Here is a 21,661-nt window from a genome sequence, read left to right as displayed (position 1 = left end):
AAGATGTCAACATTACAAAGTCCTAATAATTTAACTTTACACACTGACTATTATGAAATCAATATGATGGCAACTTATTTTGAAAAACATATGCAAAATCGTCATGCTGTATTTGAAGTTTTTTTTAGAGACATGCCCTTTGGAAATGGATATGCCGTCTTTGCAGGATTAAAACACATTATTGAATATATCAACAACCTTAACTTCACTGATGAGGACATTAAGTATTTAAAGTCAATTAGCGATTATTCTGATGAATTTTTAGATTATCTTCGTAACTTTAAGTTTACTGGGACAATTCGTTCTGCTGTTGAGGGTGATTTAGTTTATAACAACGAGCCCATTGTTCAAGTTGAAGGAACGATTGCGGAATGTCAATTAGTTGAGACCGCTATTTTGAACATGGTGAACTATCAGACTTTAATCGCTACTAAAGCGGCCCGAATTCGAATGGTGGCTGGAAATAATCCTTTAATGGAGTTTGGTAGTCGTCGAGCCCAAGAAGTTGATGCAGCACTGTGGGGAACCAGAGCGGCATACATTGGTGGGTTTAACGCGACTTCCAATGTGTTAGCCGGTAAGGAATTTGGCATTCCTGTCAGCGGAACGATGGCGCACTCTTTGATTGAATCATTTGGGAATGACTATGATGCATTTATGGCATACGCCCAAACTCATAAGAACTGTACTTTTCTGTTAGACACCTTTGATACCATTAAAAGTGGGGTCCCAAATGCAATTCGAGTTGCAAAAGAAATGGGCGACAAGATTAACTTTCAAGGTGTCAGAATTGATTCCGGTGATATGGCGTACTTATCAAAAAGAGTTAGGGAAATGCTGGATGAAGCTGGCTTTAAGGATGTTCAAATTGTGGCTTCCAACGACCTTGATGAATACACCATTAGTAGTTTGAAGATGCAAAATGCCAAAATCGACTCTTGGGGAGTTGGGACCAAGCTAATTACGGCTTTTGACCAACCCGCACTTGGTGCGGTTTACAAGCTGGTCTCAGTTGAAGATGAACAAGGTCACATGGTCGATACCATTAAACTTTCCAATAATGCTGAGAAGGTTTCCACTCCAGGTAAGAAGCAAGTTTGGCGGATTACTGAAAAAGACGACGGTAAGTCTGAGGGAGATTACATCACACTTGATGGTGAAGATCCACGTGAACAGTCTTCCGTGTACATGTTCCATCCGCATTTCACGTACATTAACAAGACTATTACCAACTTTAATGCTCAACCGCTCTTACAAGATATCTTTAAAGATGGAAAGCAGGTATATCAAATGCCGACGTTAGAGGCTACTAAGCAGCATGCGACTGACTCTTTGAAGGCACTCTGGCCAGAGTACAAGCGTCAGTTAAATCCACAAGATTACCCAGTTGATCTTTCTAAGAAATTATGGGACCACAAGATGAGTTTGATTAATGAAATTCATAATGGGGTTGAGCAAAAATTAGAGTAGGTGATAGTAATGGATGAGAAACAAAAACGACTGCAAAAACAGATTATTAGTGCTTTAAGGGTTCAGCCAAAGATCGATCCTGAAACAGAAATTAGACGTAGTGTTGATTTTATTAAGGATTACGTTAAAAAGAATTCGTTCATTAAATCAGTAGTACTGGGAATTTCTGGTGGTCAAGATTCCACTTTGACGGGAAAATTGGCATCGATGGCAATGAATGAATTAAGGGAAGAAACGGGTGATACTGAATATCAGTTTATTGCGGTTCGCCTTCCTTATGGTGAACAAGCTGATGAATCGGATGCTATGGAAGCTATTGATTTTATGGATGCTGATCGGGTTGAACGCGTCAATATCAAAGGTTCAGTCGATTCGATGGTAAAAGCAGTTGAAGCTAACGGTGATGCTGTCTCTGATTTTAATAAGGGCAACGTTAAAGCTCGGACGCGGATGATCGCACAGTTCACCATTGCTGGTGCCAATCAAGGGATTGTACTTGGCACTGATCATGCCGCCGAGGCGGTGACTGGTTTTTACACTAAATTTGGTGACGGTGCCTCTGATATTGTTCCAATTTGGCGACTGGATAAACGACAAGGTCGTGCGCTTCTTGAGTACCTTGACGCACCTAAAAACCTTTACGAGAAAACCCCAACGGCGGATCTTGAAGATGATCGTCCAGCTCTTCCAGATGAAAAAGCACTTGGGGTTAGTTATAAAAATATTGATGACTTTTTGGAAGGCCAGGACATTAGTTCTAGTGCAGCTAATGTGATTGAAAATTGGTATTTGAAAACTCAACATAAGCGACACCTTCCCATTAATGTTTATGATACGTTTTGGAAATAAATTTGATTACAATAACTCCGTTAATTATTTAATGGAGTTTTTATTTGAAAGATTATGGTGAAAAAATGGAAAAAACTTTAATTGATCAAACTGCAAAAGCGTTACCACACATTTCGAAACGACAAATTCAACAAACCTTAGAAATGCTTGAGGATGGTAATACCGTTCCGTTTATTGCACGATACCGCAAAGAGAGAACCGGTAATTTGGATGAGGTTTCCATTCGGGAACTTGAGGATACTTACCAGCGTCTAGCAAAGCTGAGCCACCGAAAGGAAGAAGTGGTAAAAAAGATTGACGAAGAAGGCCAATTAACCAAGCAGTTAAAACAAGACATCTTAAATGCTGACAGTATTCAGATTGTGGAAGACTTGTATTTGCCATATAAGCAAAAACGAAAAACAAAGGCGATGGTTGCAAGGGAACAGGGATTAGAGCCACTTGCAACTGCAATTTTAAAGTTTCAAAATGAGCCATTAAAACAACTGGCAAAGTCCTTTATAGATGATGATCACGACGTTAGTTCCGTTAATGACGCTTTAGATGGAGCCCGTGAAATCATTACGGATGCCATTGGAAACAACGCTAAGTTTCGGGAATGGATTCGAAACTATACCTTAAAAAACGCTATGCTGGCGGCAAAGGTTAAACCTAAAGGAAAGGTCAATGACGAAGGTGGCGTTTATGGTGATTACTACGATTTTAGTGAGCGAGCCAAAACGGTTCCGAGTTATCGGGTTTTAGCAATCAATCGTGGTGAAAAAGCAAAGGTATTGACCGTGAAACTAGATGTTGATGTTAATGCCATTATGCATTACATTGATTTTCATGTGGTTAGTAATCATAATGGTCCCGCAGTTGACTTTGTTAAAGACGCTTCAAAAGATGCTTATAAGCGCTTCATCGGTCCGGCCATCGAACGTGAAATTCGTTCCACTATGACCGAAGCCGCAGAAAATCATGCCATTGAAGTGTTTGGAAGAAATCTGTATCACCTGTTAATGCAGGCGCCAATCAAGGGTAAGGTGGTTCTTGGTTTTGACCCAGCGTACCGAACGGGATGCAAACTAGCGGTCATTGATGCAAACGGTAAATTCTTGGCAAAGGAAATTATTAAAGCCACTAAACCAGCAACGGAATCACAACAAGCGCGTGCTAAAGAACAGTTGATTGACCTGATTAAGAAGTATCACGTTCAAATGATTGCAATTGGTAACGGAACCGCGTCACGCGAATCGGAACAATTTGTCGCTGATGCAATTAAATCCATTGATTATCCGGTTCATTACGTAATTGTTAGTGAAGCTGGGGCATCGGTATATTCTGCTAGTAACAATGCGCGAAAAGAGTTTCCTAACCTTCACGTTGAGGAACGTTCAGCCATTAGTATTGGAAGACGACTACAGGATCCACTTTCTGAGTTGATTAAGATTGACCCCAAAGCGGTTGGGGTTGGTCAGTACCAGCATGATGTCTCTGAAAGTAACCTTGATGCCCAGTTGGATCGGGTGATTGAGACCGCCGTTAACCAAGTCGGGGTCAACTTGAACACCGCTAGTCCAAATCTACTTGAACACATCTCGGGATTAACTAAATCCACTTCACAAAATATTGTTGAATATCGAGATGAAAACGGTGCTTTTTCTAACCGTAATCAATTAAAAAAAGTTAAACGATTAGGACCAAAGGCTTTTGAACAATCAGTTGGATTTTTACGTATCATTAATGGCAAGAATCCATTGGACAATACTGATATTCACCCAGAAAGTTATCGGCAAGCTAAACAAATCTTGTCAGCATTGAGACTTACAATTGATAATTTTAGTTCTGATGAAGGTCGAAAAAAACTTGAAAAAGCAAATGAAGTTGATTTATCACAATCACTATCAATTGATCAGCAGTTGGTCAAAGATATTTTAGCTAGTTTGAAAAATCCCGGACGTGACCAACGTGATACGATGGCGAAGCCGTTGCTTAAATCGGATGTCATGAAGATTGAAAATTTGAAATCGGGAATGAAATTACAGGGAACCGTTCGCAATGTTACGGATTTTGGTGCGTTTGTCGACATTGGGGTAAAACAGGATGGTCTCGTTCATATTTCCAAAATGAGTGATCGGTTTATATCGGATCCAGCAAAGCTTGTTTCTGTTGGTGACATTGTCGATGTGTGGGTGTTAAGTGTTGATTTAGATCGAAAACGAATTAAACTTTCCATGATTGGTCCAGAATAGGAGCGAACTTATTTGTATGACGATGAATTACAGAAACTGGTCGAACAAATTTCATTGGAGTCATTTGGGAAACCATTTAAGCACCGCGCATATTTTAATGGTCGATTGAAAACCACGGGTGGTCGGTACCACCTTAAAGATCATGATATTGATATTAATCAAACGATGGCGAAGGGGATCTCTAGAGAAGAACTTGTGGGAATCATTAAACACGAACTCGTTCATTATCATCTTCATTTAGCAGGGTATTCCGCTAATCATCGTTCAAAAGAATTTAAGCAGTTATTAAGAGCTGTGGGTGGTAGTCGTTATGCTCCAATTTTAAAAGCACAATCAGCTTATTATTACCTTTATGAGTGTACTAAGTGTGGCCAATTATATCGGCGAAAGCGACGGGTTAATATCTCACGTTTTGTATGTAGTAAGTGTCGTGGTAAGCTAAAACTAGTTAAGAAGGAGTGAAGTATCATGGAAAAAATTATTGTGAGGGTCCCAGCAACTTCTGGTAATGTTGGTAATGGCTATAATTCGGTTGGGCTCGCTCTTCACATGTATTACACGGTGATCGTTGAAGAAGAAACTGAGAAGTGGCGGGTCAATCATGCGTTTGGCGATTCAGTTCCTCACGATGACAAAAATTTGGTGGTTCAAACGATTTTAAAGGTTAACCCTAAAATCATGCCCCATCAACTAACGGTAATGTCAGATGTTCCACTGGAAAAGGGGCTTGGGTCTAGTACCACGGCGATTGCTGCGGGAATTAAAATTGCTAACAAGCTTGAAAATATGAACTTATCAGTTAATGACCAAATTAACATTGGTAGTCGAATGGAAGGACATCCTGACAACATTGCCTCAGCCATTCTGGGAGATATAACAATTTCTCACTATGAGGATGGAAAGACTGACGTTGTCAAAGCTCATATGCCCGATGAAATGCAAGCCTTGGTTTTCATTCGAAATGAGAAAATTACCCAACAGAGGGGAATGGAACGTTTCCCAAAGGAAATTACGTTTGGTCAAGAGGTACAGACTAGTAGCGCTTCGAACGTTTTTGTCGCTGCATTAATGCAAAATGATTGGAATAAAGCGGCCCGAATGATTGAAGCTGATAGTCTGGTTCGCACTGGACAGGGGAATGATTTTAAAGACTTCAAAGTAATTAAACAGACTGCTCATGAACTAGGAATCTACGGAACTTACATTAGTGGAGTGGGTTCATCGATTATCACGCTAGGAGATTATGACCAACTCACCAAGTTACAACAGAAGATTGAAAGTAACGATCAATTGGATGGAGTATGTAAGTTAGTTGACCTTGATAGGGATGGTGCCACGATTCGTGGTGAAGAATAATTAAAAAATTCATTGCGCTATCTCGTTAAATTTGCTATGATGTTTATTGTAGCAATGCGGCCATGGCGGAATTGGCAGACGCGCAAGATTAAGGATCTTGTCGGGATTTATCCCGGTGGAAGTTCGAGTCTTCTTGGCCGCATCATTTAATTCAAGAACACCATATCATTTTAAGATATGGTGTTCTTTTTAATTCTAAGTCTCTTTTGTTGACATTAAGTTGTGCACGATTAATCTAAGAAGTGAACGATTAATTAACAAGGATGGTGTGATAATTATGTCAGATAAATTAACAACCGAAGCTGGTCAACCGTGGGCTAACAACGAACATTCTCAAACAGCTGGTGTTCGTGGTCCTGTTTTGATGCAGGATTATCAATTACTAGAAAAGTTAGCTCATTTTAATCGTGAGAGGATTCCAGAGCGAGTCGTTCATGCTAAAGGTGCTGGTGCCAAGGGCGTTTTTAAACTTACACATGACATGAGTAAGTACACTAAAGCTGATTTATTCAATGGTGTGGGCAAAGAAACCCCAATGACCATTAGAATCTCGCAGGTTGCGGGTGAAGCTGGTTATCCTGACACCGTTCGTGATGTTCGTGGATTTGCGTTGAAATTCTACACGCAAGAAGGCAATTACGACATTGTTGGTAATAATACTCCGGTGTTCTTTGTTAACGATCCACTTAAGTTTCCTGACTTTATTCATTCCCAGAAGCGTGATCCTAAGACTCATTTACGTTCACAAGAGATGCAGTGGGATTTCTGGTCTCATTCACCAGAATCAGTTCACCAGGTCACCTACCTGATGGGTGATCGTGGTAATCCGGCTAGTTATCGAACAATGAATGGTTATGGAAGTCACACGTATAAGTGGGTTAATAAAGAAGGGACTCCATTTTGGGTTAAGTATCACTTCATTAGTCAACAAGGGGTTAAGAACATGACTAATGAACAAGCTTCAAAAGCAGCAACTGAAGATACCGATTATTTAATTCATGATTTATACGATGCAATTGAACAAAAGAACTATCCAACATGGAAAGTTTACGTTCAGATTATCCCTTATCAAGCAGGAATTGATTACAAACCAGATATTTTTGATGTAACCAAGGTGGTTTCTCATAAGGATTACCCACTACAAGAAGTTGGGGAATTTACCTTAAACCAAAATCCAACTAACTATTTTGACGATGTGGAAGAATTAGCCTTCTCACCCGCTAACCTAGTTCCTGGGATTGAAGCAAGTCCTGATAAGTTACTTCAAGGACGGTTGTTTGCGTATAAGGACGCGGAAAGATATCGTCTAGGAGCTAATTATGAACAATTAAAGGTCAACCGTCCCTTAGACAAGGTTGAAAATTACGAACGTGATGGTCAAATGGCACAAGGACAAGACGGATCGGTCAACTATGAACCCAATGGTAAGGGCGGACCAGTTGAAGATCTGAGTGCTTCAATCAGTCCCGATAAAGTGGAAGGTGAAACCGGAGCTTTTAAACCATATGACACTGACTACTATAGTGCAGCCGGAAAGTTGTATCATGTAATGAAACCAGAGGAACGTGATCGCCTAATTAATACGATCAAAGGAACACTTGGTTCCGTTGATAACCATGAGATTAAGGTCTTAGAAACCAGACAATTTTATAAGGCTGACCCAGAGTATGGGACTCGAGTAGCAAAGGCTCTTGGTCTTGATTTAAATGAAATTAGATAAAAGATCCCATAAATAAAAATAGACTTGCAAGATAGGTTATTAGCCCTATTCTTACAAGTCTATTTTAATATGCTGGTGCCGTTGAGTTTGGATCGGTGGTACTCCCTGATGAATCATTGGTAGCAGTATTGTTGTTGAATGGATCACCATTACTAGGGGAATTGGTTTCTTGTTGTTTAGGAGTTAAACCCTTAGCTTGCGGTAAATTCAAGGTGGTTCGAATATGGTTTGAGACGTTCATCAATTCGTCTGGTTGGGCGACTTGATAACTGACTCCGTTAATCATTGCTTCATTCCCCTGAAGGGTCTCAGACTTGATGTGATGAGTGGCTGGACCATACTTAGATTTAATGGCAATCATGTCATCAAAGGATAAATCGGTTTTGAGGTTTCCATTTAATGATTCAAGAATTTGTTGGTACCTGGGAATGGAAGAAATTCCCATTCCTTTCATCACTAATTTTTCTAAGACTTGCCGTTGTCGCTGTTGGCGACCGTAGTCACCTTTCGGGTCATCATCCCTCATTCGAGAATAATCAAGGGCTTGATCACCATCTAGATGGGTCATTTTGCCCTTAACTACATTGGCATTCCCATACTTAAACGTCAATGGTGGCTTTACTTCAACACCCCCAACGGAATCAACCATCTGTTTTAAGCCACCCATGTTAACGATCGCAAAGTAGTCGATGGGAACGTTTAAGAGATGCTGGACAGTTGAAATGGCAGTCTTTGGACCACCGATGGTGTAAGCAGCGTTGATTTTTTCGTATGGCTGTGAGTCACCGTCGACCACGACCTTGGTATCGCGGGGGATACTGGTTAAGTAAGTGGTCTGCTTTTGCGGGTTAACGGTAGCAACGATAATGGTGTCGGTGCGGCCAACGTCGTGTCTACCAAGGGCGCCCGTGTCGGTTCCCATTAGTAAGATTGAAAACGGCTTTCGTTTCTTTAGAAGATTTGAGACGTTTCTTGATTTTCCAATTCCATCGTCTTGAAACGTTCCTCCAAATGAATGACGAGCCTGGGTGTAAGCACGGAAACCAAAAGCAAGGGCAATGATGACAATCAATAAGATGATACCCATAAAAGTCCAGGCAACTGGATGGTGCGGTTCGTTATCATAGTCGACGGCTGGCTCTGATTTTGGTTCGGAAAAATGTGGATTACCAGCTCTCCGGCTATATTCGCGATTGTCGTCATTATTATTATCGTAGTTTGACATTATTATTCCCCGCTTATTTATTAATACTGCCCCAAATTATATAGCAGTTATGGCAGCTAACGCTAGTTATTTCTCAACTTTTTAGTAGATTTTAATATAACCGTATTATTCTTATTGGGGCAATTTCTGGTGGTGTAAAATCGTGTGGTACAATAACTTAAGTAAAACTTACAAGAATAGGATGATCAAATGGGTATTTTTTTTAAGAGTATATCAGGGATATTAATTGTACTGATCATGATCGTACTCGGTTTTGTTTTAGCTAAACGGCACTGGTTTAATGATGATTCAACTAACTTAATTGTTAAACTGGTTATTGACGTAGCCTTGCCGTGTTACATGATCTATACGATTGGTCGCGATTTTACGACCGACACGTTACTTTCAACGTTGCCAGACTTAAGATTTCCGGTCGTTAGTATGTTAATCATGTTTGGGATTTCGGTGGCAATTGCGCGGGTAATTCGAATTAAAAAGTATCATCGGGGAGTGTTTGAATCGATGTTTTTAAATTCAAACACTGTCTTTGTCGGATTGCCGGTTAATATGGCTCTGTTTGGGGCCAAAAGTTTACCGTACGTGTTAGTTTACTACATGGCTAATACGACCTTTTTTTGGACCATTGGTGTTTACTTAATCCAACGTGATGGGGACGCTAATTCCAAGTTTGACTGGAAAAAGACCGTGAGTAAAATTTTGTCACCACCATTGCTGGGATTTATCTTTGGGGTGATTTTAGTTTTACTGCGAATTAAAATTCCCAACTTTTTAATGAGTGATTTCCAATATATTGGTGGGTTAACCATCCCACTTTCAATGATGTTCATTGGAATTTCGATGGCAAATATCAACTTTAACAAATTTGACTTTAGTTCTTCTAATTGGGGAATTTTACTGGGTCGATTCGTTATTTCACCAATTTTAATGGCACTGTTGGTTATTCCAACTGGGATGCCAGTTTTGATGAAACAAGTCTTCATTATGCAGGCTGCCATGCCGGTTATGACTAACGCACCGGTGGTAGCCAGAAAGTATGGTGCGGATGCAGATTATGCTTCACTGATGGTCGCTGAAACCACGATCATCAGTTTAATTGTTTTGCCCATTTTAATGGTGATTGTGCAACAAATCCGTTAAGACGAGTCAATTGAAAAATAGACAAGTAAAGAATGGGAGTAGTAGCTTAAAGTGAAAAAATCAGTGATTTATGTGTTAATTTCGACGTTAATGTTTAGTTCGATGGAGATTGCCCTAAAGGTGGCAGGAAGTGAGTTTAATCCAATTCAGTTGAATTTACTTCGTTTCTTCATTGGTGGGATTGTCTTGTTACCCTTTGCGTGGTATGAATTACATAAACGACGACGCAAAATCAACTTAAAGGATTGGAAGACGTTTGCGTTTACCGGTTTTGCGTGCGTGGTAATTAGTATGACCCTGTACCAGTTAGCGATTGTGTACGATAAGCCAGCTATTGTGGCCGTCCTGTTTAGTTGTAATCCGGTCTTTGCCGTAATCTTTGCGTACTTCATTTTGCATGAACGAATTGGACGGGCCAACTTAATCTCATTAATCATTTCGGTCATTGGCTTAATTGTGATTGTTAATCCATTTAACTTAACTAATCCAGTTGGAATTATTTTGTCACTCTTATCGGCTGTTACTTTTGGCTTTTACAGTATTTTGTCGCAGTATTGCTCGGTCAAAAGAGAATTAGATGGAGTTACCATCACTTGTTTCACTTTTATTGCTGGTTCTTTGGAGTTATTTGTTTTATCATTGATTACCAATATCCCGTTTGTTTCAAGTGGGATGAAATCGGTGGGATGGTTGAGTCAATTTGCATCCATTCCGATCTTAAGGGACGTTAATTTACAAAATTTCTGGATTTTATTCTTTATCGGAGTCTGTGTAACCGGCGGCGGTTTTGCGTTTTATTTTTTAGCGATGCAAGAATCAGGGGTCTCGATTGCGTCCCTAGTATTCTTTATTAAGCCAGGTTTGGCTCCAGTCTTAGCAATGATTTTTGTGGGAGAAAAGATTAATCTGCCTACCATTATAGGAATTGTGATTATCCTGATTGGTTCGGTGGTTACGTTTGTAGGTGAGCGTTATAAAGAGACCGATTCAACCATGTTAGACGATCAGACGATTGAAGAAGGTAAATAAATTTAGTTTATTGAGGCGGTTGTATGAGTAAGTTAGTAATTATGAGACATGGCGAAAGTGTCGCAAATCACACTAATACCTTTACTGGATGGAGTGATGTTCCACTGACTAAGAAGGGCGTAGAAGAGGCAATTAAGGCCGGCAAACGCTTAGGTCAGACCGGGATTCAGTTCGGTGATGTTCATACATCAGTCTTAAAACGGGCGATTGTCACCGCTGACATTGTTTTGGACGTGATCAATCAGGATTTTATTCCTGAACATAAGACGTGGCGCTTAAATGAGCGACACTATGGTGCTCTTAGGGGTCAAAATAAAGAGGAAGTTAGAAAGCGGGTCGGAGACGAACAGTTTATGAAGTGGCGCAGGAGTTTTTACGCTGTTCCCCCTAAATTAGATCAGGTGTCCCCGATTCGAAAATATCGGCGCTTAGGTGTAATTGAGCCACCAGCTGAAAGCCTTAAAATGGCTTATGACCGGATGATTCCGTACTGGCAGGATTCGATTGCCCCCAAATTGCTGGATGGTAAAAATCAACTGATAGTTGCTCACGGAAGCACACTGCGAGCTTTAATTAAATATTTAGAAAATATCAGTGATAAAGGAATTGATGGCGTGGAAGTTAAAAACGGGAAGCCGATCATTTATACCTTTGACCCAGATTTAGATATTTTAGATAAGACCTACCTTAAATAACAAAAGGACGAAAACTCAATCAAAGTTTTCGTCCTTTTGTTATTTAGATTTTGATGATAGTTGCGTAGTTATTTTTGGGTCGGTTAAATCATTAGCGAGCTTCAATTGTTTCCGGTCCGTCGGGATGTTCTACGATAATGGTATTTACGATGTTCAAGAACAGCCCATGTTCCACAATTCCTGTCATACTATCAAGTTTTTTGCCCAGTTGAACTGGAGTCGTGATTTCAGGTAAGCCTAAGTCAATAATGTAGTCACCAGAATCGGTTGTTAATTTTCCTCCATTCGTGCTTTGACGAAATTTCGGATGAAGTCCCATCCGATTAAGCCGACGATAGAGTTGGCCACTGCCATAAGGGATTACTTCAAGCGGAAGTGGAAAATTGAGTTTTTTAACCATCTTACTTTCGTCAACAATCCACATGTTGCGATCAGAATTAATGGCAACGATTTTTTCCATCAGGTGAGCGGCTCCACCGCCTTTAATTCCCTGAAAATTTTTGTCAATTTGATCGGCCCCATCAATGGTTAAATCAATGTGATCGACTTCGTCAACATCCTTAGTAGTGATGCCTAAGCTTTCCGCGTGACGCTTAGTTTTACTGGAGGTTGGCACACCGATAATATTTAGATGTTCATTTTTGATGCGCTCTCCCAGTGCGTCTACCATGTACTTGATGGTGGTACCAGACCCAAGACCTAAGACCATCCCATCCTTAACGTGCTTAACAGCTTCTTTTCCAACGTGTTTCTTTAATTCTCGCTGATCTGCTGAATTCATTTGATTGTTCCCCTTCAAATTAAGTCGTTACTTTTAGTAACTTGACCACTATTATTAATTTTCAATGGTCTTTATGATTTTGTCAAGCAATGTCAAAATTTAAGAAATACTGGTAAAATAATAGTAGGAATTTTTGAGAATAAAGAGGTATTAGAAGATGCAAAGAGGCTTTGAGATTGTTTCAAAATATCAGAATGACGGCTTGACTTTGCCAAAACGAGCAACTGAAAAGGCTGCCGGATATGACTTTGCCAGTGCCGTTGACATGGTTATTCCGTCAATCTGGAAAACTGGTTTAATTCGGTCATTTGGTATCATTAAGGCTAGAAGAAAGTTAGATCAACAAGACATCATGGATTCAGAGAATGCTTTAAAGCCCTTTTTGGTTCCAACGGGAATTAAGGCTTACATGCAGCCAAATGAAGTATTGATTATCGCGAATCGCTCAAGTAATCCTTTGAAACGAAACTTAGTAATTCCGAATGGGATCGGTGTTATTGACGCTGATTATTACAATAATGAAAGTAATGAGGGTGAAATTTTTGTCCAGATTCTAAACTTTGGAATCGTCGACCGTAAGATTAAAAAAGGTGATCGAATTGGACAAGGAATCTTTATGCCTTATTTACTTGCGGATCAAGATGAGGGACCAAAGCTGACTCGAAATGGGGGATTTGGTTCTTCTGGCAAATAGTTAGGAAATGATTTAATGGCTAAAGCAAAAACGCAATATGTTTGTTCCAACTGTGGATATATATCACCACGATATCTAGGTCGTTGTCCTAACTGTGGTGAATGGAACACGATGGTTGAACAAACGGTCCAAAAAAATGATACCAAAAAGGCGAACGTGAGTCGGGTTTCACTGAGCGGGACTAAGTCGCAACCCCAGCTAATTAGACAAGTTAGCGCTGAAAGTGCTCCGAGGATTCAGGTTGATTCAAATGAATTGAATCGGGTGCTTGGCGGAGGTGTGGTTCCAGGTTCACTGGTCCTAATCGGTGGTGATCCGGGGATTGGTAAGTCAACGTTACTTCTCCAAGTCTCCGGTCAATTAGCAGCCTCAGGACAAAAGGTACTGTATGTCTCAGGAGAAGAGAGTGCCGATCAAATTAAGATGAGAGCGGATCGCCTCAATGTTTCTGAAAAAGGAAACTTATACCTTTATCCAGAAACGGATATGACTTCAATCAGGAAGGCAATTGAAGAAGTGAAGCCGGACACCGTTATCATTGACTCCGTTCAAACCATGCAAGAAGATGAGATCCCGTCTGCGATTGGTTCCGTTACGCAGGTTCGAGGTGTTACCTCGGATTTAATGAACATCGCAAAAACCAACGGTATCACCATTTTCTTGGTGGGACACGTTACTAAGGGTGGTACTCTTGCCGGCCCGAAGACTTTAGAGCATATGGTTGACACCGTTCTTTATTTTGAGGGAGACAAGCATCATTCTTATCGGTTACTACGCGCCGTTAAAAACCGATTTGGATCTACGAATGAGCTCGGAATTTTTCAAATGGATGAAGATGGGCTAAAAGAAGTCAAGAATCCATCTGAGATTTTTTTAGAGGAGCGTTTGAAGAACGCTACCGGATCAGCAATTGTGGTAGCAATGGAAGGAACTCGTCCGATTCTGGTTGAACTTCAAGCCTTAATTGTTCCCTCGGTTTTTGGGAATGCGCAAAGAACTGCGTCTGGACTGGATCGAAATCGTGTTTCACTGATTATGGCGGTTCTTGAGAAACGGGCTGGATTGATGTTACAAAACCAGGATGCTTATTTAAAAGCTGCTGGTGGGGTCAAACTTAATGAACCAGCCATTGATTTGGCAATGGCAATTAGCATTGCGTCAAGTTATGAGAATATTGGAACCGATCCAAAAGAGTGTTACATTGGTGAACTTGGTTTGACTGGTGAGATTAGAAGGGTCAATCGAATTGAGCAACGCGTTATTGAGGCCCAGAAACTAGGCTTTAAGCGCGTATTGGTTCCTAAATATAATCTAAAGGGATGGACTCCACCTAAAAATATTCAGGTCATAGGAGTTTCAACCATTACCGAAGCTCTCAAAACAGCATTAAAAAAGTAAAATATTTTCATTTCAATTGGTCTAGTTCATAATGAACTGAAGGGTTAATTATGATGTTAATATTGAACAATTATTAGGAGGTTGGACATGTTAAAAGTTTATAATTCACTTACAAATGAAAAAGAAAAGTTTGAACCAATCACACCCGGTGTGGTTAACATGTATGTCTGTGGTCCAACTGTTTATAACTATATTCACATTGGCAATGCGCGAAGTGTAGTGGCATTTGATACCATTCGTCGTTATCTTGAATATTGTGGTTATAAGGTGAATTATGTGTCTAATTTTACCGATGTTGATGATAAAATGATTAACGAAGCCAAAAAAGAGGGAACCACGGTTTCCAAATTAGCCGATAAATACATTGAGGCTTTTATGGAAGATACGAAAGCGTTAAACGTGCAACCTGCAACCGTGAATCCGCGTGCCACGGATAATATTAAGGACATTATTACCTTTGTTTCTGACTTAATTAAAAAGGGATATGCTTATAACGTTGACGGGACGGTTTACTATCGGGCTCGTAAGTTTAAATCTTATGGTTTACTAGGACACGAAAACATCGATGACCTTGAGAGTGGTGCAAGTGAGCACGTTTCAAGTGAAGAATTAGCCCAAAAAGAAGACCCGATTGATTTTGCACTTTGGAAAAAAGCTAAACCAGACGAAGTTTCCTGGGATTCTCCGTGGGGAAAAGGCCGTCCCGGTTGGCACATTGAGTGCTCGGTAATGTCAACTAAGTACCTTGGTAACACCTTTGACATTCACGGTGGCGGGATTGATTTAGAGTTCCCTCATCATGAAAATGAACGGGCACAGAGCGAGGCCAAAACGGGACAAAAGTTTGTTAATTACTGGCTTCACAATGGTTTTGTGACCGTTGGTGATGAGGACGAGAAGATGAGCAAATCTAAAGGGAACTTTGTTACGGTTCATGATTTGCTTAAGAAAGATAATCCTCAAGCCCTGCGTTTTCTCATTTCGACCACTCAGTATCGCCGTCCAATTCGTTTTAGCCAGCAGGGAGTTGATGAAGCTGCCACCAATCTGCAAAAAATACAGACGGCTTACGATAATTTGAACTATCGGTTAAAAGACGCTGATCCTTATAACGATCCGAAATTAGATCAAGAGATTCGTCAAATTCAGGCTGATTTTCAAGATGCCATGGATGATGACTTTAACGTTCAAAATGGGATTGCCAAGGTCTATGAGTTGGCTAAGCTTGGAAACGTTTATGCGGAACGACCAGTGGTTTTTAAGGATTCGATTAAGTTGCTGATGAAACGGTTAGAACAGTTGTCCGCTATCTTTGGGATTAAACTACAAAGTAGTGAGTTAGATGACGACAAAGTTAAGAAATTAATTAAGCAAAGAAACGATGCGCGAGCTAACAAGCAGTTTGCTAGAAGTGATGAAATTCGGGATGAATTAAAAAATAAGGGTATTATTTTAGAAGACACACCACAGGGGACCCGATTCAGAAGGGAAAATTAGTTTAATGAGTGAAGCGGACGATAATATTCAATATCGACAGTTAAATGGTATTGTACTAGCTTATTTAGGTGATGCGGTTTATGAGGTATACGTGAGACGGCATTTGATTGACGAGGGCATCGCTAGGCCAAATCAATTGCAGCATTTTGCTACTAAATATGTGTCAGCCAAGGCTCAGGCTGGATTGATCGCTTTGATGAGTCAGGATGCAATCTTAAGTGATGAAGAAGAGTACTTTTTTAAACGGGGACGTAACGCCAAGAGCTATACTCACGCCAAGAATACGAGTGTTGTTACCTATCGGATTTCCACTGGCTTTGAAGCCCTCTTTGGTTTCCTTTCCCTTAGTGGCCAAGATAAAAGACTCGATGAACTGGCGCAGTGGTGCATTGATCAAGTTGATTCTGGGAGGGTTGAGTATGAGAGATAATGAAGATTTTATTATTGGGAGACACCCGGCAGTCTCAGCACTGCGCAATGAAAATCAAGAAATTAACAAGGTGTTTTTACAAAATGGAGTCAGTCAAGAAGATGACACCATTAAGGCGGTTATTCGTTTGGCCAAGGGTCGTCATTTAGTAATTTCTAAGGTGCCAAAGCAAAAGTTAGACTTGATGTCAGACCACCAGAATCATCAGGGAGTCATGTTATCAATTGCATCCTTTAATTATGCATCGATTGATGATTTATTTAAAAATGCTGAAGCAAAGGGTGAACCACCATACTTCATTGTTCTGGATAACATTGCCGATCCTCATAATTTGGGGTCAATTATTAGAACCGCAGATGCTGCTGGCGTTCATGGGGTGATCATTCCCAAGCGTCGGGCTGTTGGATTAACATCAACGGTAGCGAAAACTTCTGCGGGGGCAATTGAACGTGTTCCGGTCGCTAGAGTAACTAACTTGGTTAACACCGTTAAAGAATTAAAAGAACGTGGGTTGTGGGTCTTTGGTACTGATATGAAAGGAACTGATTATCGGCGCTGGGATGCTAAAAGTCCGAGTGCTCTTATCGTTGGCAGTGAAGGCAAGGGGATTTCGCCTTTACTTAAAAAACAGGTTGATGAAACACTTACCATTCCAATGGTGGGGGATATTCAGAGCTTGAATGCGTCGGTTGCTGCCGGATTAGTTATGTATCAAGGTTTTAACTCGCGCCATCCTTTATAATGAAATGACTGAACTAAAGAACAATGCCAGCACATTGTTCTTTTTTATTGGGCCGTTTAATATCGTAAATTCGATATTAAAAATTGGTTAGCAGATAATATCACATATCGAACGTTTGTTCGCTTGTTTGAGCTCAACTCGTTTCGATACGATACTAAGTGTTAATTAATTGATTAAGAGGAGGGCCAATTGATGAATAAAGAAGAGAAACGGGCTAAAGAATTAGAAATGGTTGAGGATGCAAAAAAGAACGACGTCGGTTTCATCAAATTGTTTAAAAAATATGCGCCAATTTATCTAAAGTTGTGGAACGATTTCTACTTATCAGGTATGGAACTCTCAGATTGGAAACAGGAAGCGGCCATTGTGCTTAGTCGAACAATTATTAGGTATGATGCCAGTCGTAAGGTTACCTTTGGCAGTTACTATAAAGTTAACTTAAAAAACCGCTTATATGATATTTTAAGAAAAAAGCGAGCTCAAAAGCGCGTGCCCGATTCTAAAAAAGCTTCTCTTAGTGCGTATTTTCAATTTTATTCTGATACCATTGCCGATATTCATGCTGCCAGTCCAGAACGAGTTCTTTCAATGTATGAGAATTTACAAGGCTTAATGAAAAGGAGTTCGGTAGTTGAGAGAATGGTGATTATTCGTTCGCTTGAGAATTATTCGTTTGAAAAAATGGCCCAGGTTTCTGATATGAATGTTGTGAAGTTGAAAAATGCGATCGCACGTTGTCGGCAGAAGTACTATAGATTTAATAAAATTGACTAACGTTGAAATTGATGATACGATTAGTTAGTTATTAAGGAGGTGCAGCTTATGGCACAGAAAAAGGTAGCATTAGCTTGTTCTGTATGTGGTTCAAGAAACTACACCATTTCCAGCAATCCGAATCGCGTCAAACGATTGGAAGTAAAAAAATTTTGTAAGCATTGTGGAAAATATACGTTGCACCGAGAAACTCGTTAAGAGGGGAATTTTACATGAAACGATTATGGAACTTTTTTAAGAGTGTTATTGCAGAGATGAAGGTAGTTGTTTGGCCGAACGCTAAGCAAACGAGAACCGATACTTCAATCGTTATCTGGACTACCATCTTTTTTGCAATCTTTCTTGGTGTGATTGATTGGGCAATTCAAACCATTTTGAAGTTACTAGCCTAAACTAGATTAGTGTGATAATTTCTGTTATAGTTAACTTGATGATAAGAACTTCGTTTACGCGAGGTTTTTTTATTTTGCTTTAAGTTAAAGGAGATAATCATTGTGGTAGAGACTGCAGAAAAGCAATGGTATGTATTACATACGTACTCTGGCTATGAAAACAAAGTTAAAATGAATCTTGAATCTAGAAAAGAATCCATGGGAATGGAAGACTATATTTTTGACATCGTTGTTCCAGAAACTGAAGAACACGAAGTTAAAAACGGTAAAGAAAAAGTGGTTATGAACAAGACCTTCCCAGGATATGTGCTGGTTCAAATGGTAATGACCGATAGAGCTTGGTACGTCGTTAGAAATACTCCCGGAGTGACCGGATTTATTGGTTCTCACGGTCAAGGTTCAAAACCGAACCCGTTGTTGCCCGAAGAGGTTGAAAATGTTATGTCAACGATTGGGGTAAAGAAGCGAGTTAAGCCATTGGATAGCCGCGTTGGTGATACGGTCACCATCGTTGAAGGGGCCTTTAAGGGACTTTCTGGTAAGATCACTGAGATTGACAACACTAAGGGTAAACTCAAGGTTAATATTGACATGTTTGGTAGAGAGACTAGTACTGAACTGGAATTTGACCAAGTTAAGCCCCTAGAAGCCGATTCTGAGTAAAATATTCATTGTCACGTTTCAATAAACGTGGTATATTTAACTAGTATGCGTATTGCATAAATTAACGTGGGAGAAGAAATTTTGATCTTCATTTACCACACACGGACTTAAGGAGGTATGTCTCGTGGCTAAAAAAGTAGCTAATGTAGTTAAACTACAAATACCTGCGGGTAAAGCAACACCCGCTCCTCCAGTTGGACCTGCTTTAGGTCAAGCTGGAATTAATATTATGGGATTCACTAAGGAATTTAATGCACGTACTGCTGATCAAGCAGGAATGCTGATTCCAGTTGTGATTACTGTTTACGAAGATCGTTCATTTGACTTTGTAACCAAGACCCCTCCAGCTGCTGTCCTATTAAAGAAAGCCGCTGGTGTTGAACACGGTTCCGGTGAACCTAACACTAACAAGGTCGCAAAAGTTACCAAAGACCAAGTTAAGCAAATTGCCGAAACTAAAATGCAAGATCTAAACGCAGCTGATGTAGAAGCAGCTATGCGCATGGTTGAAGGTACGGCACGTAGTATGGGATTCACTGTTGAAGGTTAATTTCACTATGCCCGGACAGCACAATGTCGAAAGATAATGTGCTAGTGGGAGGAAATTCCGTTATAACCACAATTGCAAGGAGGAAGACACAATGGCTCGTAAGAGAGGTAAGAAGTACGAAGATGCTTCAAAGCAAATTGACAAGAGTAAAAAATACGCTGCTCAAGATGCTGTAGAATTAGTTCAAAAATTAGATTCAGTAAACTTTGATGATACTATCAGAGTTGTTTATAAATTAAACGTTGATACTAAACAAGCTGATCAACAATTACGTGGTGCCGTGGTTTTACCTAATGGTACTGGTAAAGATCAAACAGTTGTAGTATTTGCCAAGGGTGAAAAGGCTCAAGATGCTAAGAACGCAGGTGCCGATTTTGTCGGTGATGACGACTTAGCTCAAAAAATTCAAGACGGATGGCTCGACTTTGATGTCGCAATTGCTACTCCTGACATGATGGCTCAAGTTGGTCGTTTAGGTCGTGTTCTTGGACCTAAGGGATTAATGCCAAACCCTAAGACTGGAACTGTTACCATGGATGTTTCAAAAGCGGTTTCTGATGCTAAGGCCGGTAAGGTTACTTACAGAACTGATCGTGATGGAAATGTCGCAGTTTCAATCGGTAAAGATTCATTTGACGCAGACAAGTTGGCCGAAAACCTTAACACCATCAACGATGTGATTGTTAAGAATCGTCCAGCATCTGTTCGTGGAACTTACATTAGTAACATTTCAGTTTCATCAACAATGGGACCTGGTGTCTCAGTTGATCCTGAATCATTTTAGTTACTGACTAATTAAATAATCCCTAATTGACTAATTTTTATCATTATGATAGATTATTAGTTGAATATGATTCGCCTAAGACTCAGGTGGTTTTTGACCTTAATGATGCCTGCCGAGGAGTAATACACTCTTTCTCTATGTTTTGGCGAACATAGGGATTTTTTATTAAGTCCCAAAATACATTGGGAGGTGAAATAATATGCCAAAAAAAGAAGTTATTGATACTAAAGCCAAAAAGGTTGATGAAGTTGCTGACCAATTTCAAAAAGCTGTATCAGCAATTGTTGTTGATTACCGAGGCTTAAGTGTTGCTCAAGATACTGATTTACGTAAACAATTGCGTGATAATGATGTCTCAATGAGTGTTATTAAAAATAAAATTTTAGAGCGTGCTGCTGATAAAGCAGACGTTAAGGATTTGAAAGATACTTTTGTTGGACCTACTGCTATTGCATTTTCTGATGAAGACCCAGTTGCTCCAGCCAAGATTTTGAAGAACTTCGCTGATGATAATCCTGAACTTGAAATCAAGGGTGGAATTATCGAAGGGAAGATCGCTTCACTTGATGAAATCAATGAATTTGCTGCTCTACCAAGCCGTGAAGAATTGCTTTCAACTCTTGCTAACATCTTGAAAGATCCTATCCGTAAGGTTGCTTATGCTGTTAATGCCGTTATTGATAAAGATGACAATGGTGACGATAGTGATGCAGCTTAATAAAAATAGATTAAATGTCCTAATAGGAGGAAATTAAAATGGCTTTTGATAAAGATAATATTATTGCTCAATTAAAAGAAGCTTCAATCACTGATTTAAACGACTTGGTTAAGTCAATCGAAGATGAATTTGATGTTTCTGCTGCTGCTCCAGTTGCAGCTGCAGGTGCTGCTGGTGGTGAAGGTGCTGCTAAGGATTCATACGACGTTGAACTTACTGAAGCAGGTCAAGAAAAGATTAAGGTTATCAAGGCAGTTAGAGATATCACTGGTCTTGGTTTGAAAGACGCTAAGGACTTAGTTGATGGCGCTCCTAAAGCTATTAAAGAAGGCGCTTCAGAATCAGATGCTAACGACATCAAGGACAAGCTTGAAGCCGTTGGTGCTACTGTAACTCTTAAGTAGTCGATGACTAAAAAGAACGTGCAAAAGCACGTTTTTTTTTTGCCTTAATATTGTTTAAATAAAGTTGTTTTATGTCATAAAAATTGAGAGAATGAAGTTAGCCGATTTTTTGGGGGTTA

General features: G+C 40.0%; 24 protein-coding genes, 1 tRNA gene and 1 other annotated feature. Of the genes, 23 read left to right on the top strand and 2 right to left on the bottom strand.

Features of this window, described 5'->3' with window-relative positions; translation table 11 throughout:
• The first annotated feature begins 3 nt into the window (after positions 1-3).
• The 7 genes from AC6UDG_RS06360 (at position 4) to AC6UDG_RS06330 (ending at position 7,629) form a co-directional block, all read left to right on the top strand.
• Positions 4-1,470, top strand: coding sequence for a nicotinate phosphoribosyltransferase (locus tag AC6UDG_RS06360; protein WP_500696165.1), 1,467 nt, complete (start codon positions 4-6; stop codon positions 1,468-1,470).
• Positions 1,471-1,479: 9 nt separating this feature from the next.
• On the top strand, positions 1,480-2,319 hold the full coding sequence (gene nadE / locus AC6UDG_RS06355; RefSeq protein WP_500706821.1) for an NAD(+) synthase: 840 nt from the start codon (positions 1,480-1,482) through the stop codon (positions 2,317-2,319).
• 65 nt (positions 2,320-2,384) lie between these two features.
• Positions 2,385-4,553 (top strand): Tex family protein, encoded by a 2,169-nt coding sequence (locus tag AC6UDG_RS06350; RefSeq protein ID WP_500706827.1) that lies wholly within the window; start codon positions 2,385-2,387, stop codon positions 4,551-4,553.
• A 12-nt stretch (positions 4,554-4,565) separates the two neighbouring features.
• Positions 4,566-5,015, top strand: coding sequence for a SprT family protein (locus tag AC6UDG_RS06345; RefSeq protein ID WP_500706820.1), 450 nt, complete (start codon positions 4,566-4,568; stop codon positions 5,013-5,015).
• A 6-nt stretch (positions 5,016-5,021) separates the two neighbouring features.
• Entirely contained in the window at positions 5,022-5,909 is an 888-nt protein-coding gene (gene thrB, locus AC6UDG_RS06340) for a homoserine kinase (RefSeq protein ID WP_500696162.1), read from the top strand.
• Positions 5,910-5,965: 56 nt separating this feature from the next.
• Positions 5,966-6,051: transfer RNA gene (locus tag AC6UDG_RS06335), tRNA-Leu, on the top strand.
• A gap of 135 nt (positions 6,052-6,186) precedes the next feature.
• Positions 6,187-7,629 (top strand): catalase, encoded by a 1,443-nt coding sequence (locus AC6UDG_RS06330; RefSeq protein ID WP_500706819.1) that lies wholly within the window; start codon positions 6,187-6,189, stop codon positions 7,627-7,629.
• A gap of 64 nt (positions 7,630-7,693) precedes the next feature.
• Here the strand turns inward: AC6UDG_RS06330 and AC6UDG_RS06325 are convergent, their stop codons facing one another.
• Complete coding sequence (locus tag AC6UDG_RS06325) at positions 7,694-8,854, bottom strand: LCP family protein (RefSeq protein ID WP_500706818.1); 1,161 nt, start codon at positions 8,852-8,854, stop codon at positions 7,694-7,696.
• 189 nt (positions 8,855-9,043) lie between these two features.
• Between AC6UDG_RS06325 and AC6UDG_RS06320 the strand changes: the two genes are divergently transcribed.
• Genes AC6UDG_RS06320 through AC6UDG_RS06310 form a run of 3 tightly spaced genes read left to right on the top strand, consistent with a single transcriptional unit; the run spans position 9,044 to position 11,715 of the window.
• A complete protein-coding gene (locus tag AC6UDG_RS06320; RefSeq protein WP_500696159.1) occupies positions 9,044-9,991 on the top strand; it encodes an AEC family transporter in 948 nt (315 codons plus the stop codon).
• Between the two features lie 51 nt (positions 9,992-10,042).
• Positions 10,043-11,020, top strand: coding sequence for a DMT family transporter (locus AC6UDG_RS06315; RefSeq protein ID WP_500706817.1), 978 nt, complete (start codon positions 10,043-10,045; stop codon positions 11,018-11,020).
• Positions 11,021-11,043: 23 nt separating this feature from the next.
• On the top strand, positions 11,044-11,715 hold the full coding sequence (locus AC6UDG_RS06310) for a 2,3-bisphosphoglycerate-dependent phosphoglycerate mutase (RefSeq protein ID WP_500701483.1): 672 nt from the start codon (positions 11,044-11,046) through the stop codon (positions 11,713-11,715).
• 91 nt (positions 11,716-11,806) lie between these two features.
• Here the strand turns inward: AC6UDG_RS06310 and rpiA are convergent, their stop codons facing one another.
• On the bottom strand, positions 11,807-12,496 hold the full coding sequence (rpiA, locus tag AC6UDG_RS06305) for a ribose-5-phosphate isomerase RpiA (RefSeq protein WP_500694485.1): 690 nt from the start codon (positions 12,494-12,496) through the stop codon (positions 11,807-11,809).
• Between the two features lie 157 nt (positions 12,497-12,653).
• On the opposite strand from rpiA, the gene AC6UDG_RS06300 reads away from it, so the two are divergent.
• The 13 genes from AC6UDG_RS06300 (at position 12,654) to rplL (ending at position 21,542) form a co-directional block, all read left to right on the top strand.
• Complete coding sequence (locus tag AC6UDG_RS06300; protein WP_500699879.1) at positions 12,654-13,190, top strand: dCTP deaminase/dUTPase family protein; 537 nt, start codon at positions 12,654-12,656, stop codon at positions 13,188-13,190.
• 15 nt (positions 13,191-13,205) lie between these two features.
• Positions 13,206-14,588 (top strand): DNA repair protein RadA, encoded by a 1,383-nt coding sequence (gene radA / locus AC6UDG_RS06295; protein ID WP_500699878.1) that lies wholly within the window; start codon positions 13,206-13,208, stop codon positions 14,586-14,588.
• Positions 14,589-14,675: 87 nt separating this feature from the next.
• Positions 14,676-16,085, top strand: coding sequence for a cysteine--tRNA ligase (gene cysS / locus AC6UDG_RS06290; protein WP_500706816.1), 1,410 nt, complete (start codon positions 14,676-14,678; stop codon positions 16,083-16,085).
• Between the two features lie 4 nt (positions 16,086-16,089).
• On the top strand, positions 16,090-16,515 hold the full coding sequence (locus AC6UDG_RS06285) for a Mini-ribonuclease 3 (protein WP_500699876.1): 426 nt from the start codon (positions 16,090-16,092) through the stop codon (positions 16,513-16,515).
• Positions 16,505-17,257: a 23S rRNA (guanosine(2251)-2'-O)-methyltransferase RlmB gene (rlmB, locus tag AC6UDG_RS06280; RefSeq protein ID WP_500706815.1), complete on the top strand. Its 753-nt coding sequence runs from the start codon at positions 16,505-16,507 to the stop codon at positions 17,255-17,257. The genes AC6UDG_RS06285 and rlmB overlap by 11 nt, the downstream gene beginning before the upstream one ends.
• Before the next feature lie 192 nt (positions 17,258-17,449).
• Positions 17,450-18,031, top strand: coding sequence for a sigma-70 family RNA polymerase sigma factor (locus AC6UDG_RS06275; RefSeq protein ID WP_500696150.1), 582 nt, complete (start codon positions 17,450-17,452; stop codon positions 18,029-18,031).
• A 48-nt stretch (positions 18,032-18,079) separates the two neighbouring features.
• The gene (rpmG, locus tag AC6UDG_RS06270) at positions 18,080-18,229 is read left to right on the top strand and encodes a 50S ribosomal protein L33 (protein ID WP_500694478.1); all 150 of its coding nucleotides are present in this window, start codon (positions 18,080-18,082) and stop codon (positions 18,227-18,229) included.
• 14 nt (positions 18,230-18,243) lie between these two features.
• Positions 18,244-18,423 (top strand): preprotein translocase subunit SecE, encoded by a 180-nt coding sequence (secE, locus tag AC6UDG_RS06265; protein WP_500694477.1) that lies wholly within the window; start codon positions 18,244-18,246, stop codon positions 18,421-18,423.
• A gap of 102 nt (positions 18,424-18,525) precedes the next feature.
• A complete protein-coding gene (gene nusG, locus AC6UDG_RS06260) occupies positions 18,526-19,086 on the top strand; it encodes a transcription termination/antitermination protein NusG (RefSeq protein WP_500696800.1) in 561 nt (186 codons plus the stop codon).
• Between the two features lie 124 nt (positions 19,087-19,210).
• Positions 19,211-19,636 carry a 50S ribosomal protein L11 gene (gene rplK / locus AC6UDG_RS06255; RefSeq protein WP_010021774.1) on the top strand — a complete coding sequence of 142 codons (426 nt, stop codon included), beginning with the start codon at positions 19,211-19,213 and terminating at the stop codon, positions 19,634-19,636.
• A 91-nt stretch (positions 19,637-19,727) separates the two neighbouring features.
• The gene (rplA, locus tag AC6UDG_RS06250) at positions 19,728-20,420 is read left to right on the top strand and encodes a 50S ribosomal protein L1 (RefSeq protein WP_500696148.1); all 693 of its coding nucleotides are present in this window, start codon (positions 19,728-19,730) and stop codon (positions 20,418-20,420) included.
• 56 nt (positions 20,421-20,476) lie between these two features.
• Positions 20,477-20,593, top strand: a sequence feature (ribosomal protein L10 leader region).
• 26 nt (positions 20,594-20,619) lie between these two features.
• Positions 20,620-21,138: a 50S ribosomal protein L10 gene (gene rplJ, locus AC6UDG_RS06245; protein ID WP_500706814.1), complete on the top strand. Its 519-nt coding sequence runs from the start codon at positions 20,620-20,622 to the stop codon at positions 21,136-21,138.
• Between the two features lie 38 nt (positions 21,139-21,176).
• Positions 21,177-21,542 (top strand): 50S ribosomal protein L7/L12, encoded by a 366-nt coding sequence (gene rplL / locus AC6UDG_RS06240; RefSeq protein WP_500694473.1) that lies wholly within the window; start codon positions 21,177-21,179, stop codon positions 21,540-21,542.
• Positions 21,543-21,661 lie beyond the last annotated feature (119 nt).

It is taken from the genome of Fructilactobacillus sp. X2R1C1 (genome assembly GCF_059901435.1).
Note: the sequence above shows the minus strand (reverse complement) of the source record. Positions and strands in the feature narration are given on the sequence as shown.

Coding starts and splice junctions, on each gene's coding strand:
- AC6UDG_RS06360 (WP_500696165.1), top strand. CDS start 4: ATGTCAACATTACAAAGTCCTAATAATTTAACTTTACACACTGACTAT.
- nadE (WP_500706821.1), top strand. CDS start 1,480: ATGGATGAGAAACAAAAACGACTGCAAAAACAGATTATTAGTGCTTTA.
- AC6UDG_RS06350 (WP_500706827.1), top strand. CDS start 2,385: ATGGAAAAAACTTTAATTGATCAAACTGCAAAAGCGTTACCACACATT.
- thrB (WP_500696162.1), top strand. CDS start 5,022: ATGGAAAAAATTATTGTGAGGGTCCCAGCAACTTCTGGTAATGTTGGT.
- AC6UDG_RS06330 (WP_500706819.1), top strand. CDS start 6,187: ATGTCAGATAAATTAACAACCGAAGCTGGTCAACCGTGGGCTAACAAC.
- AC6UDG_RS06325 (WP_500706818.1), bottom strand. CDS start 8,854: ATGTCAAACTACGATAATAATAATGACGACAATCGCGAATATAGCCGG.
- AC6UDG_RS06320 (WP_500696159.1), top strand. CDS start 9,044: ATGGGTATTTTTTTTAAGAGTATATCAGGGATATTAATTGTACTGATC.
- AC6UDG_RS06310 (WP_500701483.1), top strand. CDS start 11,044: ATGAGTAAGTTAGTAATTATGAGACATGGCGAAAGTGTCGCAAATCAC.
- rpiA (WP_500694485.1), bottom strand. CDS start 12,496: ATGAATTCAGCAGATCAGCGAGAATTAAAGAAACACGTTGGAAAAGAA.
- AC6UDG_RS06300 (WP_500699879.1), top strand. CDS start 12,654: ATGCAAAGAGGCTTTGAGATTGTTTCAAAATATCAGAATGACGGCTTG.
- radA (WP_500699878.1), top strand. CDS start 13,206: ATGGCTAAAGCAAAAACGCAATATGTTTGTTCCAACTGTGGATATATA.
- cysS (WP_500706816.1), top strand. CDS start 14,676: ATGTTAAAAGTTTATAATTCACTTACAAATGAAAAAGAAAAGTTTGAA.
- AC6UDG_RS06285 (WP_500699876.1), top strand. CDS start 16,090: ATGAGTGAAGCGGACGATAATATTCAATATCGACAGTTAAATGGTATT.
- rlmB (WP_500706815.1), top strand. CDS start 16,505: ATGAGAGATAATGAAGATTTTATTATTGGGAGACACCCGGCAGTCTCA.
- AC6UDG_RS06275 (WP_500696150.1), top strand. CDS start 17,450: ATGAATAAAGAAGAGAAACGGGCTAAAGAATTAGAAATGGTTGAGGAT.
- rpmG (WP_500694478.1), top strand. CDS start 18,080: ATGGCACAGAAAAAGGTAGCATTAGCTTGTTCTGTATGTGGTTCAAGA.
- secE (WP_500694477.1), top strand. CDS start 18,244: ATGAAACGATTATGGAACTTTTTTAAGAGTGTTATTGCAGAGATGAAG.
- rplA (WP_500696148.1), top strand. CDS start 19,728: ATGGCTCGTAAGAGAGGTAAGAAGTACGAAGATGCTTCAAAGCAAATT.
- rplJ (WP_500706814.1), top strand. CDS start 20,620: ATGCCAAAAAAAGAAGTTATTGATACTAAAGCCAAAAAGGTTGATGAA.
- rplL (WP_500694473.1), top strand. CDS start 21,177: ATGGCTTTTGATAAAGATAATATTATTGCTCAATTAAAAGAAGCTTCA.